The sequence below is a fragment of the Streptomyces sp. NPDC029138 genome (assembly GCF_055564375.1).
The window spans coordinates 25,022-44,860 of the sequence record NZ_JBVHWM010000003.1 but is presented as its reverse complement, the minus strand read 5'-3'; the positions used below and the strand labels follow the sequence as shown (position 1 = coordinate 44,860).

At 72.7% G+C, this 19,839-nt stretch carries 14 protein-coding genes; 7 read left to right on the top strand and 7 right to left on the bottom strand.

What is annotated here, in order from left to right:
- Positions 1-4: 4 nt before the first annotated feature.
- On the top strand, positions 5-847 hold the full coding sequence (locus ACZ4WH_RS04170; protein ID WP_468176392.1) for an oxygenase MpaB family protein: 843 nt from the start codon (positions 5-7) through the stop codon (positions 845-847).
- Between the two features lie 54 nt (positions 848-901).
- Entirely contained in the window at positions 902-2,464 is a 1,563-nt protein-coding gene (locus ACZ4WH_RS04165; RefSeq protein ID WP_468176390.1) for a phytoene desaturase family protein, read from the top strand.
- A 15-nt stretch (positions 2,465-2,479) separates the two neighbouring features.
- Here the strand turns inward: ACZ4WH_RS04165 and ACZ4WH_RS04160 are convergent, their stop codons facing one another.
- Positions 2,480-4,267 carry a serine hydrolase domain-containing protein gene (locus ACZ4WH_RS04160; RefSeq protein ID WP_468176388.1) on the bottom strand — a complete coding sequence of 596 codons (1,788 nt, stop codon included), beginning with the start codon at positions 4,265-4,267 and terminating at the stop codon, positions 2,480-2,482.
- Positions 4,268-4,431: 164 nt separating this feature from the next.
- On the opposite strand from ACZ4WH_RS04160, the gene ACZ4WH_RS04155 reads away from it, so the two are divergent.
- Entirely contained in the window at positions 4,432-5,544 is a 1,113-nt protein-coding gene (locus tag ACZ4WH_RS04155; protein ID WP_468176386.1) for a nitronate monooxygenase, read from the top strand.
- A gap of 8 nt (positions 5,545-5,552) precedes the next feature.
- The gene (locus ACZ4WH_RS04150; protein WP_468176920.1) at positions 5,553-7,103 is read left to right on the top strand and encodes an acyl-CoA synthetase; all 1,551 of its coding nucleotides are present in this window, start codon (positions 5,553-5,555) and stop codon (positions 7,101-7,103) included.
- A 52-nt stretch (positions 7,104-7,155) separates the two neighbouring features.
- Here ACZ4WH_RS04150 and ACZ4WH_RS04145 read toward each other — a convergent pair whose 3' ends face one another.
- Entirely contained in the window at positions 7,156-9,573 is a 2,418-nt protein-coding gene (locus ACZ4WH_RS04145; protein WP_468176384.1) for a penicillin acylase family protein, read from the bottom strand.
- Between the two features lie 113 nt (positions 9,574-9,686).
- Between ACZ4WH_RS04145 and ACZ4WH_RS04140 the strand changes: the two genes are divergently transcribed.
- Positions 9,687-11,183, top strand: a complete 1,497-nt coding sequence (locus tag ACZ4WH_RS04140; protein WP_468176382.1) for an acyl-CoA synthetase — start codon at positions 9,687-9,689, stop codon at positions 11,181-11,183.
- A gap of 29 nt (positions 11,184-11,212) precedes the next feature.
- Here the strand turns inward: ACZ4WH_RS04140 and ACZ4WH_RS04135 are convergent, their stop codons facing one another.
- The 3 genes from ACZ4WH_RS04135 to paaK all read right to left on the bottom strand — a co-directional run bounded on the left by ACZ4WH_RS04135 (position 11,213) and on the right by paaK (position 14,020).
- On the bottom strand, positions 11,213-12,094 hold the full coding sequence (locus ACZ4WH_RS04135; protein ID WP_468176380.1) for a TIGR03620 family F420-dependent LLM class oxidoreductase: 882 nt from the start codon (positions 12,092-12,094) through the stop codon (positions 11,213-11,215).
- A 126-nt stretch (positions 12,095-12,220) separates the two neighbouring features.
- The gene (locus ACZ4WH_RS04130) at positions 12,221-12,553 is read right to left on the bottom strand and encodes an ArsR/SmtB family transcription factor (RefSeq protein WP_468176378.1); all 333 of its coding nucleotides are present in this window, start codon (positions 12,551-12,553) and stop codon (positions 12,221-12,223) included.
- A 162-nt stretch (positions 12,554-12,715) separates the two neighbouring features.
- Positions 12,716-14,020 carry a phenylacetate--CoA ligase PaaK gene (gene paaK / locus ACZ4WH_RS04125; protein WP_468176376.1) on the bottom strand — a complete coding sequence of 435 codons (1,305 nt, stop codon included), beginning with the start codon at positions 14,018-14,020 and terminating at the stop codon, positions 12,716-12,718.
- 173 nt (positions 14,021-14,193) lie between these two features.
- On the opposite strand from paaK, the gene ACZ4WH_RS04120 reads away from it, so the two are divergent.
- Positions 14,194-15,030 carry an alpha/beta fold hydrolase gene (locus tag ACZ4WH_RS04120; protein ID WP_468176374.1) on the top strand — a complete coding sequence of 279 codons (837 nt, stop codon included), beginning with the start codon at positions 14,194-14,196 and terminating at the stop codon, positions 15,028-15,030.
- Positions 15,031-15,112: 82 nt separating this feature from the next.
- On the opposite strand, the gene ACZ4WH_RS04115 is transcribed toward ACZ4WH_RS04120, so the two are convergent.
- The gene (locus ACZ4WH_RS04115) at positions 15,113-16,876 is read right to left on the bottom strand and encodes an alkaline phosphatase family protein (RefSeq protein WP_468176372.1); all 1,764 of its coding nucleotides are present in this window, start codon (positions 16,874-16,876) and stop codon (positions 15,113-15,115) included.
- 285 nt (positions 16,877-17,161) lie between these two features.
- A complete protein-coding gene (locus ACZ4WH_RS04110; RefSeq protein ID WP_468176370.1) occupies positions 17,162-18,781 on the bottom strand; it encodes an acyl-CoA synthetase in 1,620 nt (539 codons plus the stop codon).
- Between the two features lie 188 nt (positions 18,782-18,969).
- On the opposite strand from ACZ4WH_RS04110, the gene ACZ4WH_RS04105 reads away from it, so the two are divergent.
- Positions 18,970-19,770, top strand: a complete 801-nt coding sequence (locus ACZ4WH_RS04105; RefSeq protein WP_468176368.1) for a crotonase/enoyl-CoA hydratase family protein — start codon at positions 18,970-18,972, stop codon at positions 19,768-19,770.
- The last annotated feature ends 69 nt before the right edge of the window (positions 19,771-19,839 follow it).

The following is a 19,839-nucleotide window of genomic DNA, read 5'->3' as shown; positions in this document are numbered from 1 at the left end:
GTCCATGGGCGACCCCGGACTGTTCACTCCCGCGTCCGTGACCTGGCAGATGCACGGTGACCCCATGATGTGGGTCGCCGGCGTGCGGGCGCTCTATCTCCAGGCGCTGCATCCGCGTGCGGTCCGGGGGGTCATGCAGAACTCCGACTTCCGGCGGGACGCCTGGGGGCGGCTGATGCGTACGGCGCACTTCGTCGGGACCACGACCTACGGCACGAGCGAGGCCGCCGAGCGGGCCGGAGCGCGGGTGCGGAAGATCCACAGCATGCTCACCGCGACCGACCCGGACACCGGCGAGCGGTACGGCGTCGACGAGCCCGAGCTGCTGCTGTGGGTGCACTGCGCGGAGATCGACTCGTATCTGCACGTCCTGCGCCGCTCCGGATTCCCGCTCACCGACGCCCAGGCCGACCGGTACATAGCCGAACACCGCGTCAGCGCCCGGCTGGTGGGGCTCGACCCGCACACCGTACCCGCGAGCCGGGCGGAGCTGGCCGCGTACTTCGAAGCGGTCCGGCCGGAGCTGGCCGCCGGACCCGAGGCACACGACGTGGACGACTTCCTGCTCCGGCCGCCGGCGCACCCTCTCCTCGTCCCGGCGCGCGAGCTGCTGTGGCGGCGGGTGGCGCTGCTGGCGTACGCGGCCCTGCCGCCGTACGCCCATGAGCTGTACGGCAGACCGGCCCCCGCGCCCGCCGTCGTCACCCGCCGGCTGCGCGTCACCGGCGCCCTGCTCCGGCGTGTCCCCGCACGGCTGCGCTGGCAGCTGCCGCCGAAACACATCCTGCGCGCCATGGCGCGGCTCGGCCCGCAGGCGCGTCCGGCACCGCACAAAGTGAGGGCCTGATCCGGCCCCGGCCCGCCTCTGGCCGTCGTGGATCACCGCGTGCTACGAAGGACCATGTCCGCGAACGAGGGAACCCGCGCGTACGACGCCGTCATCGTCGGCGCAGGCCACAACGGCCTGGTCGCCGCCGCCTACCTGGCCCGGGCCGGCCGCTCGGTGCTGGTGCTGGAACGCCTGGACCACACCGGCGGCGCGGCCGTCTCCAGCCGCCCGTTCGCCGGGGTCGACGCCCGCCTGTCGCGCTACTCCTACCTGGTCAGCCTGCTGCCGGGGAAGATCGTGCGCGACCTCGGCCTGGACTTCCGCGTCCGCTCCCGCACCATCTCGTCGTACACCCCGGCGGAGCGGGCGGGACGGCCCACCGGCCTCCTCGTCGGCGGCGGCGAGCAGCGCACCCGGGAGGCGTTCGCCCGGCTGACCGGCGGCGACCGCGAGTACGAGGCCTGGCAGCGCTTCTACGGCATGACGGGCCACGTCGCCCAGCGCGTCTTCCCGACGCTCACCGAACCGCTGCCCACCCGCGACGAACTGCGCCGCCGCATCGACCACGAGGCCGCCTGGCGCGCCCTGTTCGAGGAGCCGGTCGGCTTCGCCGTCGAGGAGACGTTCACCGACGACCTGGTCCGGGGTGTCGTCCTCACCGACGCGCTCATCGGGACCTTCGCGGACGCCCACGACCCCACCCTCGTCCAGAACCGCTGCTTCCTCTACCACGTCATCGGCGGCGGAACCGGCGCCTGGGACGTGCCCGTCGGCGGGATGGGGGCGCTGACCGACGCGCTGGCCGCCGCGGCGCGCACGGCGGGCGCGCGCATCGCCACCGGGCACGAGGCGATCCGGATCGACACCGACGGGAACACCGCCGAGGTCGTCTACCGCACCGCCGACGGCGAGGGCACCGCCGTCGCCCGGCACGTCCTGGTGAACGCCTCCCCGCACGAACTCGCCGTCCTCACCGGCGACCCGGCGCCCGAACCCGTCGAGGGGGCGCAACTCAAGGTGAACATGCTGCTCACCCGGCTGCCCCGGCTGCGCGACCCCGAGGCCGACCCGCGCGAGGCGTTCGCCGGCACCTTCCACGTCGCCGAGGGCTACCGGCAACTGGCCACCGCCCACGCCCAGGCCGCCGCGGGCGAACTCCCCGCCAGCCCGCCCTCGGAGATCTACTGCCACTCCCTGACCGACCCCACCATCCTCGGCGCCGGCCTCGCCGAGCGCGGCTACCAGACCCTCACCCTCTTCGGCCTGCACACCCCGGCCCGGCTCTTCGACCGGGACAACGACGCCGTACGCGAGGAACTGCTGGCGTCCACCCTCGCCCAGCTCGACGCCCACCTCGCCGAACCCCTCGCGGACTGCCTGGCCACCGACGCCGACGGCCGCCCCTGCATCGAGGCGAAGACCCCGCTCGACCTCGAACGGGACCTGCGGCTGCCCGGCGGCAACATCTTCCACCGGGCCCTGTCCTGGCCGTACGCCGAGGAGGACAGCGGCCGTTGGGGTGTGGAGACGCGGCACCCCAACGTGCTGCTGTGCGGGGCGGGCGCGGTGCGTGGCGGCGGGGTCAGCGGGGTGCCGGGGCACAACGCGGCGATGGCGGTGCTGGAGCGGCGCTGACCACCGCCGGTCGGCTCAGTCGGCCGAGCCCTGCCACCCCGCCGCCGTGATCCGTGCCGCGTCCGCCGGGCGTGCCCCGTCGAACAGCACCGCCCCGCCCGCCTCGACGCGCAGGGCGTCGACGTAGGCGCCACGGCCGACGTACAGCGCGTCCGTGGTGTACCGCCAGCGCAGGGCCAGCCGGGGTTCGGCCGGCAGGGTCGCGGTCACCCGGTGCCAGACGCGGCCCGACCAGCCGGTGACCGTCCCTGCCGGGTGGTCCTCGGGGTCCTCGCCGTGGCGGGTGGTGGTGAAGGGAACCGGACGCCAGGTCGCGCCGCCGTCCGTGGTGGCCTCCAGGGCCACCAGATCGGAGCGGGGCTCGGTGTCCCACCACAGGGCGCAGCGCAGCCGGGCCGTGCCGGAGGAGGCGTCGAGCGCCGGAAGGGTGAGCGTCGCGGCCGTGGCGTTCGCCAGGCCCGAGAACCAGGCCGTACGGCCGCTCGCCGGGCGGACCGGCACCGCGCGGGCGAGATGGTTCCCGGCGGCGACCCGGGGAGCCGAACCGGAACGCCAGGTGCGCACCGGGTGCACGGAGTTGCCGAGGACGACCAGGAACGAGTCGGTCGTGGGATCGAGCACGAGCGAGGTGCCGGTGAAGCCGGTGTGCCCGGCCGTGCGCGGGGTGGCCATCGCCCCCATGTACCAGTGCTGGTACAGCTCGAAGCCGAGGCCGTGCTCGTCGCCGGGGAAGGCCGTGTTGAAGTCGGTGAACATCAGGTCCACCGACTCGGGCCGCAGGATGCGGGCCCGGCCGTAGCAGCCGCCGTTGAGCAGCGTACGGCCGAGGACCGCGAGGTCCCAGGCGCTCGCGAACACGCCGGCGTGACCGGCCACGCCGCCCAGGCTGTACGCGTTCTCGTCGTGCACCTCGCCCCACACCAGCCCGCGGTCCAGCCCGGACCAGGGCTTGCGCGCGTCCTCGGTGGCCGCGATCCGCGGCTTCCAGGACGCGGGCGGGTTGTAGCGGGTGCTGTCCAGGCCCAGCGGACCGGTGATCTCCTCGCGCAGCAGCACGTCCAGCGTGCGGCCGGTGATCTTCTCCAGGACGAGCTGGAGGGAGATCAGGTTCAGGTCCGAGTAGAGGTAGGCGGTGCCCGGCGGGTTGAGGGGTGCCTCGTTCCAGATGAGCTGGAGTTTCTCCTCGTACGTCGGCGCGTTGTAGAGCGGGAGCCACGCGCGGAACCCGGAGGTGTGGGTGAGGAGCTGACGGATGGTCACCGCCTGCTTGCCCGCGCGTCCGAACTCCGGGAGGTACGAGGCGACCGTGCCCTCCAGGGCCAGCGTCCCCCGCTCGATCTGCTGAACGGCGAGGAGCGAGGTGAACAGCTTGGAGACGGAGGCCAGGTCGAACACGGTGTCCCGGGTCATCGGGAGCTGCTGTTCGGGCGGCAGTTCGACGCCGGTGTCGGTCTTCTCGTCGTACCGGGCGTAGCGCACCGCCATGCCGATCGGCTCGTGCAGCGCCACGGTGCCGCCGCGTCCGGCGAGCAGCACGGCGCCCGCGTACCAGGGGTGCCGGGGGGAGGGGGCGAGGAACGCCTCGGCGTCCGCGACGAGTTGCCGCAGGTGCGCGGGGAGCAGCCCGGCGCGTTCGGGGGAGCCGTGGCGCAGGGTGGGCCGGTGGCCCGCGGCGGGTGCGGCGGCGGCCGGGCCCGCCGGGAGCGCGCCGAGGGCGAGTGCGCCGCCCGCCGCCAGGGTGCCAGCGACGAGCCGGCGGCGGGTCGGTCCGCTCGCTCGTCCGCCTGCCACGTCGTCCGTCATGCTGCGGCCTCCCGCCTGAAAGTATCTTTCGGCACCTGCCTTGCATCGTGAAACTTTCCTGTCAGGAAGGGGATGTGTCAACGGGGCGCGTGAGCTTCCAAGAAACCTGACGGTATATCAGAAAAGGTCTTCCGTCGTCCGGTGGGCTGCGGCATCCTGCGCCCATGCAGACGGAGCTGAGCAGGAAACTGGGAATCGAGCACGCCGTCTTCGGCTTCACGCCGTTCCCCGCCGTCGCCGCGGCCATCAGCCGGGCCGGCGGCTTCGGCGTGCTCGGCGCGGTCCGCTACACCGCCCCCGACGACCTCGAACGCGACCTCGACTGGCTCGACGCCCACGTTGGGGGCCGGCCCTACGGGCTGGACGTGGTCATGCCCGCGAAGAAGGTCGAGGGCGTCACGGAAGCCGACGTCGAGGCGATGATCCCCGAGGAACACCGGCGGTTCGTGCGGGACACCCTCGCCGCGCACGGCGTCCCGGAACTGGCCGACGGCGAGGCGTCCGGGTGGCGCATCACCGGCTGGATGGAACAGGTCGCCCGCACCCAGCTCGACGTCGCCTTCGCCCACCCGATCAGGCTGCTGGCCAACGCCCTCGGCTCCCCGCCCGCCGACATCGTCGCGCGCGCCCACGACCAGGACATCCTGGTAGCCGCGCTCGCCGGCAGCGCCCGGCACGCCCGCAAACACCAGGAAGCCGGCATCGACATCGTCGTGGCCCAGGGCTACGAGGCGGGCGGCCACACCGGGGAGATCGCCACCATGGTGCTCACCCCCGAGATCGTGGAGGCCGTCGACCCGCTGCCCGTCCTGGCCGCGGGAGGCATCGGCAGCGGACCACAGGTGGCCGCCGCGCTCACCCTCGGCGCCCAAGGTGTATGGCTGGGCTCCATATGGCTGACCACCACAGAAGCGGACCTCCACTCGCCCGCCCTGACCCGCAAGCTGCTCGCCGCCGGTTCCGGTGACACCGTCCGATCCCGCGCCCTGACCGGGAAACCCGCACGCCAGCTCCGCACCGAATGGACCGACGCCTGGGACGACCCGGCCGGCCCCGGCACCCTGCCCATGCCCCTCCAGGGCCTGCTGGTCGCCGAGGCCGTCTCCCGCATCCAGAAGTACGAGGTCGAGCCCCTGCTCGGCACCCCGGTCGGCCAGATCGTCGGCCGGATGACCGCCGAACGCAGCGTCCAGGCCGTCTTCGACGACCTCACCCGCGGCTTCGAGAAGGCCGTGGACCGCGTCAACCGCATCGCCGGAAGGAGCGGCCAGTCGTGAGCGCCCCCGTGAACACACCCCCCGCCGGCTTCTGGGCCCAGGCCACCCAGGACCCCGGCCGTACCGTCATGATCGCCCCCGACGGGGAGGAGTGGACGGCCGGACGGCTGCACGCCGCCGCCAACCGCCTCGTCCACGGTCTGCGCGCCGCCGGCCTGCGGCGCGGGGACGCCTTCGCGGTCGTCCTGCCCAACGGCCCCGAGTTCTTCACCGCCTATCTCGCCGCCAGTCAGGCCGGTCTCTACCTCGTCCCCGTCAACCACCACTTCGTGGGCCCGGAGATCGCCTGGATCGTCGCCGACTCCGGCGCCAAGGTGCTCATCGCCCATGAGCGGTTCGCCGGCCCGGCCCGCCGGGCGGCCGACGAGGCCGGACTCCCGGCCGGCCACCGGCACGCCGTCGGTACCGTCGAGGGCTTCCGGCCGTACGCCGAACTCCTCGACGGGCAGTCCGAGTCGGCGCCCGAGGACCGCGAGCTGGGCTGGGTCATGAACTACACGTCGGGCACCACCGGCCGCCCGCGCGGCATCCGCCGCCCGCTGCCCGGCAAGCGCCCCGAGGAGGCCTATCTCGGCGGCTTCCTCGGCATCTTCGGCATCCAGCCGTACGACGACAACGTGCACCTCGTCTGCTCGCCTCTGTACCACACCGCCGTCCTCCAGTTCGCGGGCGCCTCCCTGCACCTCGGCCACCGCCTGGTGCTGATGGACAAGTGGACGCCCGAGGAGATGCTCCGCCTCATCGACGCACACAAGTGCACCCACACCCATATGGTCCCGACCCAGTTCCACCGGCTGCTCGCCCTCCCCGACGACGTCAAGGCCCGCTACGACGTCTCGTCCATGCGGCACGCCATCCACGGGGCCGCGCCCTGCCCGGACCATGTGAAGCGAGCGATGATCGACTGGTGGGGGAACTGCGTGGAGGAGTACTACGCGGCCAGCGAGGGCGGTGGGGCCTTCGCCACCGCCGAGGACTGGCTGAAGAAGCCCGGCACCGTCGGCAAGGCCTGGCCCATCAGCGAACTCGCGATCTTCGACGCGGACGGCGAGCGGCTGCCGCCGGGTGAACTCGGCACCGTCTACCTGAAGATGAACACCGGGGGCTTCTCGTACCACAAGGACGAGGCCAAGACGCGGACGAACCGCATCGGCGACTTCTTCACCGTCGGCGACCTCGGCTACCTGGACGAGGAGGGCTACCTCTTCCTCCGCGACCGCAAGATCGACATGATCATCTCCGGCGGGGTGAACATCTACCCGGCCGAGATCGAGTCCGCCCTGCTCGCCCATCCCGCCGTCGCCGACGCCGCCGTCTTCGGCATCCCGCACGACGACTGGGGCGAGGAGGCCAAGGCCGTGGTCGAACCGGCCCCGGGCCATGAACCGGGCCCGGAGCTGGCCGCCGCGCTCCTCGAACACTGTGCCGGACGGCTCGCGGGCTACAAGCGGCCCAGGAGCGTCGACTTCATCGCCGAGATGCCCCGCGACCCCAACGGCAAGCTGTACAAGCGGCGGCTGCGGGACCCGTACTGGGAGGGACGCACACGCCCCGTATGAGACCGGTGTGGTCCCGTCCCATGGCGGACGGGACCACATCAGGATCGCGGCATCAGCGTTCGCGCACGTGGACGACCCTCAGCGCGGGGGAGGACAGGACGTCCTTCTCACAGAAGCGCGCCGTCACCCACTCCCCCCGGGAGAACAGCCGGGTCTGGTCGCTGTGGTGCGGCGAGTGCGGGTTCGAGGACTGGGAGTACGTCAGGAGCGTGCGCGCCACCGGGCAGCCGCCGCCGTTCCAGCCCACCGCCTGGATGTGGCTGGAGCCCATCGTCACCTCCGTGTAGCCGCCGTGCGCCGGGTCCCATACCGGCTCCACCTTGTTCCACACGCCCAGGGCCTCCGTACCGCCCGGAACGGGTATCCGCCGGCCGTCCCGCACGACGAACTGGTGCTCCCCGAGCGGGGAGTCCAGCGGGATGCCGGCCGCCCGCAGCTCCGTCACCGCGTCCGCGAGGGCCGTGGCGAAGCCCGGGGCAGTGGTGTCGAGCGTGTTCGGCGTGTGCACCGGGTCGGCCGCCGAGAACGGCACCTTCCACCGCTGGGCGTTCGGCACCAGCGCGCCGATCCGCCGCCAGAAGCGGTCGAAGAGCAGCGCTCCCCGGCTGCCGGTGCCGGCGGTGCGGTCCCAGGCCGCGAGCACCGGGCAGGCGGCGGAGACGTCGACCTCCTCGCCGTCCTTGTTCCGCGCGACGCCACCGGGCAGCCCGGCGCAGGCCCGTGCCGCGTCCGAGGCGGCCAGGGCGCCCACGGTCACCCGGTTCGCGAACTGCTGCCGCTCCAGGTCGCGTACGGTCAGACCACCCCGCTCGGCCATCGCCGCCACGGCGTCGATCGCGCCCCGGGTGCGCGGCGAGCGCGCGGTGCCGACGGTGCCGAAGATCCGCTCGTATCCGGTGAGCGGCCGGTCGGTGTTGGCCAGCCAGGCGCTGTCGTTGGAGTTCTCCGCGTACGGGGCGTCCTTCAGCGTCGGCATGCGGGCGGGCCCGAAGATCCCCGGCTGGACGGCGTCGGTGTCGCTGCCGAGGGCACAGGCGCCGCGCGAGCCGTCGAGGACCGCGAGCCCCGCCGCCGGGTAGGTGGTCCTGCCGAGATCCGTGGAGCAGCGCGCCGCCACGTCGTCGGTGATCCGGGGCAGCACCTGCGACTGGGTGAACAGCGTGTGCCCCGAGGAGTCCGCGGCGACGGTGTTCACCCAGGGCAGCCCCTGGTGCCGGGTGAGGGAGGCGAGGACGTCCGCCGTGCCGCGTGCCGTGCCGAAGCCGAGCGAGGTGTCGGCGAACCGCATGTTCGCGGCGTTGGGGTCGTTGAGCGCGAACGCCGTCGTGGCGGTCCAGGGCAGCGGGAGGCCGCCGTCGGCGGAGGAGACGACCGGGCCGTAGCGGGTCCACCACTGGGTGCGGGTCACCGGCGGGCCGTCCTTGACCGGGACGGTCACGGTCCGCCGCGTCATCCGTTCCCGTCGGCCGTCGACCAGGTAGACGGTCGGGTCGGCCGGGTCCAGAGCGAGCTGCGTCAGATGGAAGGGAACGCCGGTGGAGACCGTGTGGCTCCACGCCACCCGGGAGTTGTAGCCGATGGAGACGGTCGGCGAACCGAGCAGCGCGGCGCCGGCCACGTCCAGCTCGCCAGGGATCGTCTGCTGCACCTGCCAGAACCGGCGTCCGCCCTGCCAGGGGTAGTGCGGGTTGCCCAGCAGCAGGCCACGGCCGTTCGCCGTGGTACCGCCGGCGAAGGCGACCGCGTTGGAGCCCATGTCCGCGCCGGCGGTCCGCGCGCGCACGGCCCGGATCAGGGCTCGGGCGTCCGCGGCGGTCCCGGCGCCCTGGGCCCGGGCCGTGGAGGCGGTGGGCGGCTGGGCCCCGGTGATGTCGTCCACGGCGCCGCCCTGGCCGCCGAGCACGGCGACGGCGTAGAAGCGGGTGGCCACGTCCAGCGTGCTCACCGGGCGCACCCAGGCCGCGCCCGCGCACGCCGGGTCGGTGGTCCGGTGCTGCCGCAGCCAGGCGTCGTACCCGGCCGCGTAGCCCCGCATCAGATCCTTGACCTGCCGGCTCGGGCCCAGCGGGGCCGGTTCGGCGAGCAGTTTCTCCACCGTGCCTGCCTGCCGGACGCCCCGGAAGTACAGATCGCTGGAGAGGTTGTCGCGGGCGGAGGACAGCGAGCCGTCGGTCGCGCCCTTCGGGCCGAAGGAGCGCGAGCGTTCGCCGCGCACCGTCACGAAGCCGTCGGCGAGCGTGCACACCTGGTCGGCGGCCTGCGCCCAGCCGGTGCCGAAGCCGAGGTCCGCGTAACTCTTCGCCAGAACATGCGGAATGCCGTACTCGGTGTAGCGGATGACGGCGGACAGACCGCCGTGCGCGGGATGTTCCTGGCGACCGGGCCGCTCGGCCGCGGCGGCCGGCAGCGCGGCCGAGGCGGTGATCAGGGCGACGGCCGCGACGGCGACTCGTCTGAAGCGTGTCCGCAAGTCGTGCCTCCCAACGTCATTGAGGGAAGGAGCGGTTGAGCGTACCAACCGGTATGTGTCCGGTCCTCCCGGGTGCTTGACCCGCCCCGGCGACGGACCCAGGATCATGAGTCATGACGCAGGGACAGGGCAGCACGGTTGACGGGGTGCTGCGGCGCAGCGCCCGGCGCACGCCGGCACGGGTCGCGGTCGAGTACGCCGACCGTGCCTGGACGTACGAGGAACTGGACGAGGCCGTCTCCCGCGCGGCGAGTGTCCTGCGGGACCAGGGCCTCGCCCCCGGCGACCGGGTCGGCTCCTACGGCCACAACTCGGACGCCTATCTGATCGGCTTCCTGGCCTGCGCCCGCGCCGGCCTCGTGCACGTGCCGGTCAACCAGAACCTCACCGGCGACGACCTCGCGTACATCGTCCGCCAGTCCGGCAGCTCCCTGGTCCTCACCGACCCCGGCCTCGCGGACCGGCTCCCCGGCGACGTCCGCACGCTGCCCCTGCGCGACAGCGACGACTCCCTCCTGGCGCGACTGGCGACCGCGCCCCCGTACGACGGCCCCGAGCCGCGCACCGAGGACCTGGTGCAGCTCCTCTACACCTCGGGCACCACCGCCCTGCCCAAGGGCGCGATGATGACGCACCGCGCCCTGGTCCACGAGTATCTGAGCGCGATCACCGCCCTCGACCTCAGCGCCGGCGACCGCCCCGCGCACTCCCTGCCGCTGTACCACTCCGCCCAGCTGCACGTGTTCCTGCTGCCCTGTCTGGCGGTCGGCGCCACCAACCTGATCCTCGACGGGCCCGACGGGGACCGGCTCTTCGACCTGATCGAAGCGGGGCGCGTGGACAGCCTGTTCGCCCCGCCGACTGTCTGGATCGGGCTGGCGGGCCGCGCGGACTTCGCGACCCGGGACCTGTCCGGACTGCGCAAGGCGTACTACGGCGCGTCGATCATGCCGGTGCCGGTCCTGGAGCGCCTGCGCGAGCGGCTGCCGAAGCTCGGCTTCTACAACTGCTTCGGCCAGAGCGAGATCGGCCCGCTGGCCACCGTCCTCGCGCCCGACGAACACGAGGGCCGGATGGACTCCTGCGGCCGTCCCGTCCTGTTCGTCGACGCCCGTGTGGTCGACGAGGACGGCAAGGACGTCCCGGCCGGCACGCCCGGCGAGATCGTCTACCGCTCACCGCAGTTGTGCGAGGGGTACTGGGACAGGCCCGAGGAGACCGCCGAGGCCTTCCGCGACGGCTGGTTCCACTCCGGGGACCTCGCCGTGCGGGACGCCGACGGGTACTTCACCATCGTGGACCGGGTGAAGGACGTCATCAACTCCGGTGGGGTACTGGTGGCTTCACGCCAGGTGGAGGACGCGCTGTACACCCACGAGGCGGTCGCCGAGGCCGCCGTGATCGGCCTGCCCGACGAGCGGTGGATCGAGGCCGTCACGGCGGTCGTCGTCCCGCGCGGCGAGGTGACGGAGGAGGAGCTGATCGCGCATGTGAAGGAGAGGCTCGCGCCGTTCAAGGCGCCCAAACGGGTGCTGTTCGTGGGGGAGTTGCCCCGCAACGCGAGCGGCAAGATCCTCAAGCGCGAGCTGCGCGACCGCTTCGGCGGCTAGCCGGTGCGTACGGCGACCAAGCCGGTCGCTCAACGGCCGGCCGAGTCCTTCGCCGGCAGCAGCGCGTCGGCCAGCGACCGCCAGTGCGGCAGCGCCGACTCGCCCGGCTCCACACCGATCACCTGTACGGCCACATGGTCGGCGCCCGCGTCGACGTGGCCGCGCAGCTTCCGTGCGACGGTGTCCGGGTCGCCCCAGAACACCAGGTCGTCCACGAAGCGGTCACTGCCGCCGCCGGAGAGGTCGTCGTCGGTGTAGCCCAGCCGGCGGAACTTGGCGAGGTTGTACGGCGTTTGCAGGTAACCGCGCAGATGCTCGCGCGCGACGGCGCGGGCCCGGACCGGGTCGGTCTCGAACAGCACGGCGTGCTCGACGGCCAGGAACGCGTCCGGGCCGAGGATCTCCCGGGCCTGTGCGGTGTGGGCCGTGTTCACGTGGTAGGTGTGGGCGCCTGCGGCGCGGTCGCGGGCCAGCTGGAGCATCTTCGGCCCGTACGCGGCCAGCAGCCGCCGGACCGGGGTCTCCGGCCAGGGGTTCGGCGTCTCCAGGGTGTCCAGCTCGTCCAGGTACGCGGACATGGCGGCCAGCGGCTTGACCCCCGGACGGGGATCACCGCCGAAGCCGAGGCCGAGTACGTGCCGGCCCGGGTAGGCGTCCGCGAGCAGCAGGGCGGCGCCGTGCGTCCAGCGGGCCTCACGGGACCAGATGCGGGCGATGCCGTTGACGACGGTCAGCCGCCGGGTGGCGGAGAGCAGCAGGCCGGCGTGCGTGAACGCGTCCCGGCCCAGCGCCTCCGGGATCCACAGCGCCCGCCAGCCCATGTCCTCCAGCTGCTGGACGGAGTCCCGGATCCGCGCGGCCGGCTGGTGCTCGAAGTCGAAGGTGTAGATCCCGAACGTGCCGAGGTCCATGGGTGTGCTCCTCCAGGACAGACGTCTTCTCGTCGTGTTTCGTCGATTCGGAATATCGCAGATTTTCGATATGAGATGCAAGGGGAAGCGCCGGTGGCGGGAGAACCGGCGGTGGGGAGGTGGCGGCTAGAGGGTCTGCCCCAGCTCCGCGACGAGGTCGGCGATGCGCTGCTCGTCCCGCTTGTAGTGGGTCCACTTGCCGACCCGGGTCGCCCGTACCAGGCCCGCGCGCTGGAGTTCCGCCATGTAGGCCGACACGGTGGACTGGGCCAGCCCCGCCTTCGCCTGGATGTGGCTCACGCACACGCCCACCTCGGCGGGGTCGGCGATGGCCGCCTCCATCGGAAAGTGCCGCTCCGGCTCGCGCAGCCATCGCAGCATCTGGAGCCGCATCGGGTTGGACAGCGCCCGCAGTGCGTTGACCAGGTCCGGGTCCGGGGTGGGGGCGGTGTCCGTCATGGCTCCGGAGTATATGCCGCAGCCGACGTTTCGAGGTAAGTCGATACGAGTGCGCGGGGCCCGATGACCCTGCGGTCGGGGTTTGCTCCGCGGTCAGGGCTGTCCCGCGCGGTCGGCGTTGTGCCGTGCGGTCGGTCGGGGTTGTCCCGCTTTGCCGGACCCCTACCCGGCGTCGCGTGGCCGCAGGTCCACGATCCGGCGGATCTTGCCCACCGAGCGCTCCAGCGACTCCGGCTCCACGATCTCCACGCCGACCGACACCCCGATGCCGTCCTTGACCGCCGCGACGATCGCCCGGGCCGCCGCCTCCCGCACCTCAGGCGGCGCGTCCGGGCGGGCCTCGGCCCGCACGGTCAGCGCGTCCATGCGGCCCTCCCGGGTGAGACGCAGCTGGAAGTGCGGCGCCACACCGGGCGTGCGCAGCACGATCTCCTCGATCTGCGTCGGGAACAGATTGACCCCGCGCAGGATCACCATGTCGTCACTGCGCCCGGTGATCTTCTCCATGCGCCGGAACACCCGGGCCGTGCCGGGCAGCAGTCGCGTCAGGTCCCGCGTCCGGTACCGGACGATCGGCATGGCCTCCTTGGTCAGCGAGGTGAACACCAGCTCGCCCCGCTCGCCCTCCGGCAGCACCTCCCCCGTGATCGGATCCACGACTTCCGGGTAGAAGTGGTCCTCCCACACATGGAGGCCGTCCTTGGTCTGCGCGCACTCCTGGGCGACACCGGGGCCGATCACCTCGGACAGCCCGTAGATGTCGACGGCGTCGATCGCGAACCGCTCCTCGATCTCCCGCCGCATCTGCTCGGTCCAGGGCTCGGCGCCGAAGACACCCACCCGCAGCGAGGTGGTGCGCGGGTCCACGCCTTGCCGTTCGAACTCGTCCAGCAGCGTGAGCATGTAGGACGGGGTCACCATGATGACGGACGGTTCCAGGTCCTGGATCAGCTGCACCTGGCGGGCCGTCATACCGCCGGACGCGGGGACGACCGTACAGCCCAGGCGCTCGGCGCCATAGTGGGCGCCGAGACCCCCGGTGAACAGCCCATAGCCGTACGCCACATGGACGACATCGCCCGGCCGGCCGCCGGCCGCCCTGATCGACCGCGCCACCATGTCGGCCCACATGGAAAGGTCGTTGTCCGTGTAGCCGACGACCGTGGGGCGTCCCGTGGTGCCGCTGGAGGCGTGCAGCCGGCGGATCTTCTCCCGGGGCACGGCGAACATGCCGTACGGGTAGTTCTCCCGGAGGTCCGCCTTGGTCGTGAAGGGGAAGTGCGCGAGGTCGGCGAGTGTGCGGCAGTCCTCCGGGCGGACGCCGGCCTTGTCGAACGACTCCCGGTAGAACGGCACGTTCTCGTACGCGTGCCGCAGCGACGCGCGCAGCCGCTCCAGCTGTAGCGCCCGCAGCTCCTCGGGTCCGAGCCGTTCGCCCGCGTCGAGCAGGTCCGTCACATCCGCCATCGCGACGTCTCCCTCACCAGCAGCACATTCTACCGACCGATCATTCGGTCGATTTGGTTCCGGGCCAGTAATGCAGCTCACGCGGCCCGAGGCAAGAGGGCGGCGAGGATTTTCCGTACGAGGTGCCGGAGAGGCGTTGCGGTCGAGCGGTGTGCCCCACGATGATCAACGGCATGCCGACCTTCACCGCGTCCGACGGCACCCGGCTCGCCTACCACCTACGGGGAGAGGGAGAGCCGCTCGCCGTGGTGCCGGGTGGGCCGATGCGCGCTTCGGAGTATCTCGGGGAGCTGGGCGGGCTGACCGCGCACCGCCGGCTGGTCCTGCTCGACTTGCGGGGGACCGGTGACTCGGAGGTGCCGGCGGACCCGGCGACGTACCGCTGTGACCGGATGGTCGAGGACCTGGAGGTATGGCGGGACCACATGGGTCTGGAGCACATGGATCTGCTCGCCCACTCGGCGGGTGCCGCCCTGGCGATGCTCTACGCGGCCCGCCATCCGCACCGGATACGACGGCTGCTGCTGATCACCCCGAACCCGTCCGCGCTCGGCCTGCGGGCCGTCCCCGAGGACCGGCTGGCCGCGGCCCGGCTGCGCGCGGACGAGCCGTGGTTCGCGCGGGCGTTCCCCGCCTTCCGGGCCTGGCTCTCGGGCGAGGCGGACTTCGACGACGTGTTCCTGCCGTTCTTCTACGGCCGCTGGGACGACACCGCCCGGGCCCACACGGACGCCGAGGTGCGGCAGACCAACGAGGAGGCGGGCGAGCACTACTTCGCCGAGGGTGCCTTCACCCCGGACGCGACCCGGAAGGCCCTCGCCGCCCTGACCGCGCCCGTCCTCGTGTACGCGGGCGCACTCGACGGCTGGCCGAGTCCCGCCGTCGCCCGCCGCACGACCGAGGCCTTTCCGCACGCCGAGTGCGCGGTCCAACCCGGCGCCGCGCACTATCCCTGGCTGGACGACCCGGAGCGGTTCGTCAGCGGGACGCTGGCCTTCCTGGACCGGTGACGGCCTCCTCGGCCCTTAAGGGGTTCCTCGACCCGTGACCGGTCCCATGACCCGTGACCGGTTCCTCGACCGGTGGCGCGCCTCAGCCCGGCTGCGGGCCGTACGCCCTCAGGAACCGGTCGCGGAACGCGTCCATCGCCCAGACGGGAGCGTCCGGGGCCGGCTCGAGGCCCTCGGTCCAGCCCCAGCCGGAGATCCGCTCCAGCACCTTCGGGTCGTGGGCGACGATCGTGACCGGCACGTCCTTGCTGCGGCTGCCCGCGGTGACCGCCGGGACGGGCTGGTGGTCGCCGAGGAAGACCAGGACGGTGTCCTTGTCGCCGTAGCGCTGGAGGAACCCGAGGAGGCTGCGCAGCGAGTACGCGACCGCGTCCCGGTACCCGGCGCGCACGCTCTCCGCGTGCCGCCAGACCTCCTCGGCGTCCGTGCCGTCCTTCCGGACGCGGTGGAAGACCGAGCCGTCGCCCAGGCTCCGCCAGTCAGTCGTGGGCGGCACGGGCGTCCACGGATGATGGCTGGAGGTGAGGATGATCTCCGCCATCACCGGGCCCCGGCCGCGCCGCCCGAACTCCAGCCGCCGGAACGCCTCCAGGGCGAACTGGTCCGGCACCTGCGACCAGCCGAAGCCGGGGCCGTGGTAGCCGAGACGGTCGCGGTCGTAGACGTGGTCCAGGCCGAAGAACCGGCCCTCCGGCCAGGCTCGGTCCACACCGGGCGCGATGCCCACCGTCCGCCAGGCGCCGGCCGCACGGAAGGCACCGGTGAGGGTGGTCCGGTCGCTGGAGGTCAGGGTGCGGAACCGCTGGTCGTTGCTGATCCACAGCCCGGACAGGAAGGTCGCGTGGGCCAGCCAGCTGCCGCCGCCCGTCACCGGCGAGCGCAGCCAGCCGCTGCGCGCCGTGAAGCCGGCCGCCCGGAGAGCGGCGGTGTTCTCCTTCAGCACCGCGCCGATCCGCGGGCCCATCGCCGGGTCCTCGATCGCCGAACGGCCGTAACTCTCGACGAAGGTGAACAGCACGTCCTTGCCGCGCAGCCCGGTCAGCAGCCGGCCGGGCGGCGTGTGCGCGAAGGCGTCGTGGGCGGCATGGCGCCGGAAGACCCCCGCGTCCGCCAGGGACGTACGTAGCTGCTGGGCACGCTCACCGACCAGGTTCGCGTCGATCGTGGCGGCGACCGGGACCCCGCCGGTACGGAGGCCGAGCGTGACGCAGGTGAGCCAGGCGGTGGCCAGCGCCAGGGTGACGCGGACGGCGCGCGGCCGGTGACGGGCCATCACGGTCGTGAGCCGGAGCGCCGCGAGCGTGGTCAGGGCGAGGACGGCGAGCGCGAGGACGACGGCCCCGGTGACGGCGAGCAGCTCGCCGGTCCGGCCGGAGGTCGCCCGCAGGTAGTCCGCCGCGTTGCCCAGCAGACCCCAGTCCAGCACCGGGTCGAACGGGCGGAGCAGCACCGCGTGGAAGCCCATGTCGACACCCTTGAGCAGGGCGAGCAGCCCGATCAGGAAGCCGCCGACCACGGCGGCGGCCCGCCTCGCCCGGGGCGGCGGCACGAGCAGCAGGGCGGCGAAAAGAACACCCTCCACCGGCAGGCGCAGGAACGCGCCCGGGGTGAGGCGGTCGAGCTGGTCCGGCAGCAGCAGCGCGCCCAGCAGCAGCGCGGCGGCGAGAACGCTCACGCCCACGGTCGCGCACCGCGCGACGCGGGGGTGCCGACGGCGGAGCAGTCCCAGCCGGCCGGGGTGTCCGGAGCCCATCTCCACCTGCGCTGCGCGGCCCCCGGTCTCCGCGTGGCCGGTGTCCGCGACCGCCGTAGCGTCCGGCAGCTGACCAGGCGTGTGGTGAGACACCCGAAGGTCCTTCCCGTGCGGGGCCCGAAGCCGTCCGTGCCAGGCCGGGGCCGGTCGTGCGGGGCCCGAAGCCATTCGTGCGAGCCCGGGGCCGGTCGTGCGAGGCCCGAAGCCGTCCGTGCGGCCCGGAGCCGGTCGCGTGGACCGGGAGCCGCTTGCGACGGGCCGACACGGGCAGCCGGCGCCCTCGCATCCCGCCCCGTCGTCACTGTCCGTCAGTGAACAGCCCGGCCGTGCACACAGAGTAATCCTCGGTGTGGTCGCGGCGGCGCGGGACACCCCGGGCTACGACCGCTCCGCCGCCACCGCCACCTCCCGCGCCCACCGGTAGTCCGCCTTGCCGCTCGGCGACCGCTGGATGGCGTCCGTGATGACCAGCTGACGGGGGACCTTGTAACCGGCCAGGCGGGTACGGCAGTGGCTCTGGATGTCGGCCAGTGAGGGGCGCGGCGCTCCCGCGCGCAGCTGCACCACGGCCGCCACATGGCTGCCCCACCTGGCGTCCGGCACGCCGGCGACCAGCGCGTCGTACACATCCGGATGCGCCTTGAGCGCCTGCTCGACCTCCTCCGGGTACACCTTCTCGCCCCCGGTGTTGATGCACTGCGAGCCCCGGCCCAGGACGGTGACCACGCCGTCCGCGTCGACCGTCGCCATGTCGCCCAGCAGCACCCAGCGCCGCCCGTCCTTCTCGAAGAACGTCTCGGCGGTCTTCGCCGGGTCGTTGTAGTAACCGAGCGGCACATGACCGCACTGCGCGACCCGGCCCACCTCACCGGGCGCGACCGGCTCGTACGTCGCCGGGTCCACCACCCGCGTACGGGAGTTGACCCGGATGCGGAAGCCGCGTTCGGGCCCCGAGTCCTCGGTCGCGGTGCCGTTGAAGCCCGACTCGGAGGAGCCGAAGTTGTTCAGCAGCATCGCGTGCGGGACCAGCTCGCGGAACTGCCGGCGCACCGTCTCCGACATGATCGCGCCCGACGAGGAGACGCTGAACAGGGCCGAGCAGTCGGTGCCCTTGAGGGGGCCGCCGAGCGCGTCGATCAGCGGCCGGAGCATCGCGTCCCCGACCAGGGACATGCTGGTGACCTTCTCCCGTTCGACGGTCCGCAGCACCTCCTCCGGGACGAACTTGCGGTGCAGCACGACGCGTTGGCCGAAGTTGAAGCCGATGAACGCGGTGAGCGTCGACGTGCCGTGCATCAGCGGGGGAGTGGGGAAGAAGGTGATCCCGGCGCCGCCCGCGGCCACCCGCCGGGCCAGCTCCTCCGGCGCCCGCACCGGCTCCCCGGTCGGTGCCCCGCCGCCCAACCCGGAGAAGAACAGATCCTCCTGACGCCACATCACACCCTTGGGCATGCCCGTCGTGCCGCCGGTGTAGATGATGAACTGGTCGTCCCCGGAGCGCGCGGGAAAGCCCCGCCCGGGCGACCCGGCGGCCTCCGCCCCGGCGAACGGCACCGCCCCGGGTACCGCCTCCACGGCCGGCGCGCCCACCCGCAGCAGATGCCGCAGCTTCGGCGCCCGTGGCAGCGCTCCCGCAACCCGGTCCTCGAACTCCGCGTCGAAGACCAGCGCGACCAGGTCCGCGTCCCGGTAGAGGTACACCAACTCGTCCTCGACATAGCGGTAGTTGACGTTCACCGGCACGATCCTGGCCTTCAGGCACGCCAGCACCGTCTGGAGGTACTCGACGCCGTTGTACAGGTGCAGGCCGAGGTGTTCGCCGGGGCGTATGCCGTGGCCGATCAAATGGTGCGCGACGCGGTTGGCGGCGGCGTCCAGCTCGGCGTAGGTCAGCCGGCGCTCCTCGCCCGTGCCGGGATGGTCGAGGTACACGAGCGCCTCGCGGTCCGGGACCACGTCGACGACCGACTCGAACAGGTCGGCAAGGTTGTACTCCACCGCTTCCTCCTGACCCCGGCAGTGCTGGCGAAGAGAGGCGCATCCGTCGGTTCGCCGGTCATCAGAGCAAAGGGCGCGGCAACTGTGAAGGGCCCGGACCAAGAAATCTGACTGTCTGTCAGAAACCTCTTGAAGTGCTTGCTCGCCTGCTGCAACCTGTTCTCGTTCCGACCGAGGGGAGATGGCCCATGGGTGGGACGGAACACCTCACCGTGCAGCGAGAAGGCGCCACACTGGTACTCACGCTCAACCGGCCCGGCGCCAGGAACGCGCTCTCGCTGGCGATGCTCGTGGGCCTGTACGACGGCTGGGTCGAGGCCGACGCGGACGACTCCGTCCGCTCGATCGTGCTCACCGGCGCCGGCCGCTCCTTCTGCGCCGGCATGGACCTCAAGGCGCTGGCCGGCGACCGCATGCGGGGAGAGGAGTACCGCGACCGGCTGAAGGCCGATCCCGACCTGCACTGGAAGGCGATGCTGCGCCACCATCGCCCCCGCAAACCCGTGATCGCCGCCGTCGAGGGCCACTGCGTCGCCGGCGGCACCGAGATCCTCCAGGGCACCGACATCCGGGTCGCGGGCGAGTCCGCGACCTTCGGCCTGTACGAGGTGAGACGCGGCCTGTTCCCGATCGGCGGTTCCACCGTCCGCCTCCAGCGCCAGATCCCGCGCACCCATGCCCTGGAGATGCTGCTCACCGGACGCCCCTACAGCGCCCGGGAAGCGGCCGGCATCGGCCTGATCGGACATGTCGTCCCCGACGGCAGCGCCCTCGCCAAGGCCCTGGAGATCGCCGAACGGATCAACGCCTGCGGGCCGCTCGCCGTCGAAGCCGTCAAGGCGTCCGTGTACGAGACCGCCGAGATGACCGAGACCGACGGACTCGCCGCCGAACTCGCCCGCGGCTGGCCCGTCTTCGACACCGCAGACGCGAAGGAGGGTGCCCGCGCCTTCGCGGAGAAACGGCCGCCTGTCTACAAGCGTGCGTAGCGCTGCGCCGGCACCGGCCTGGTCCGGTTCGAAGGCTGCGGGCCGGATGTGGCTGGTCGCGCAGTTCCC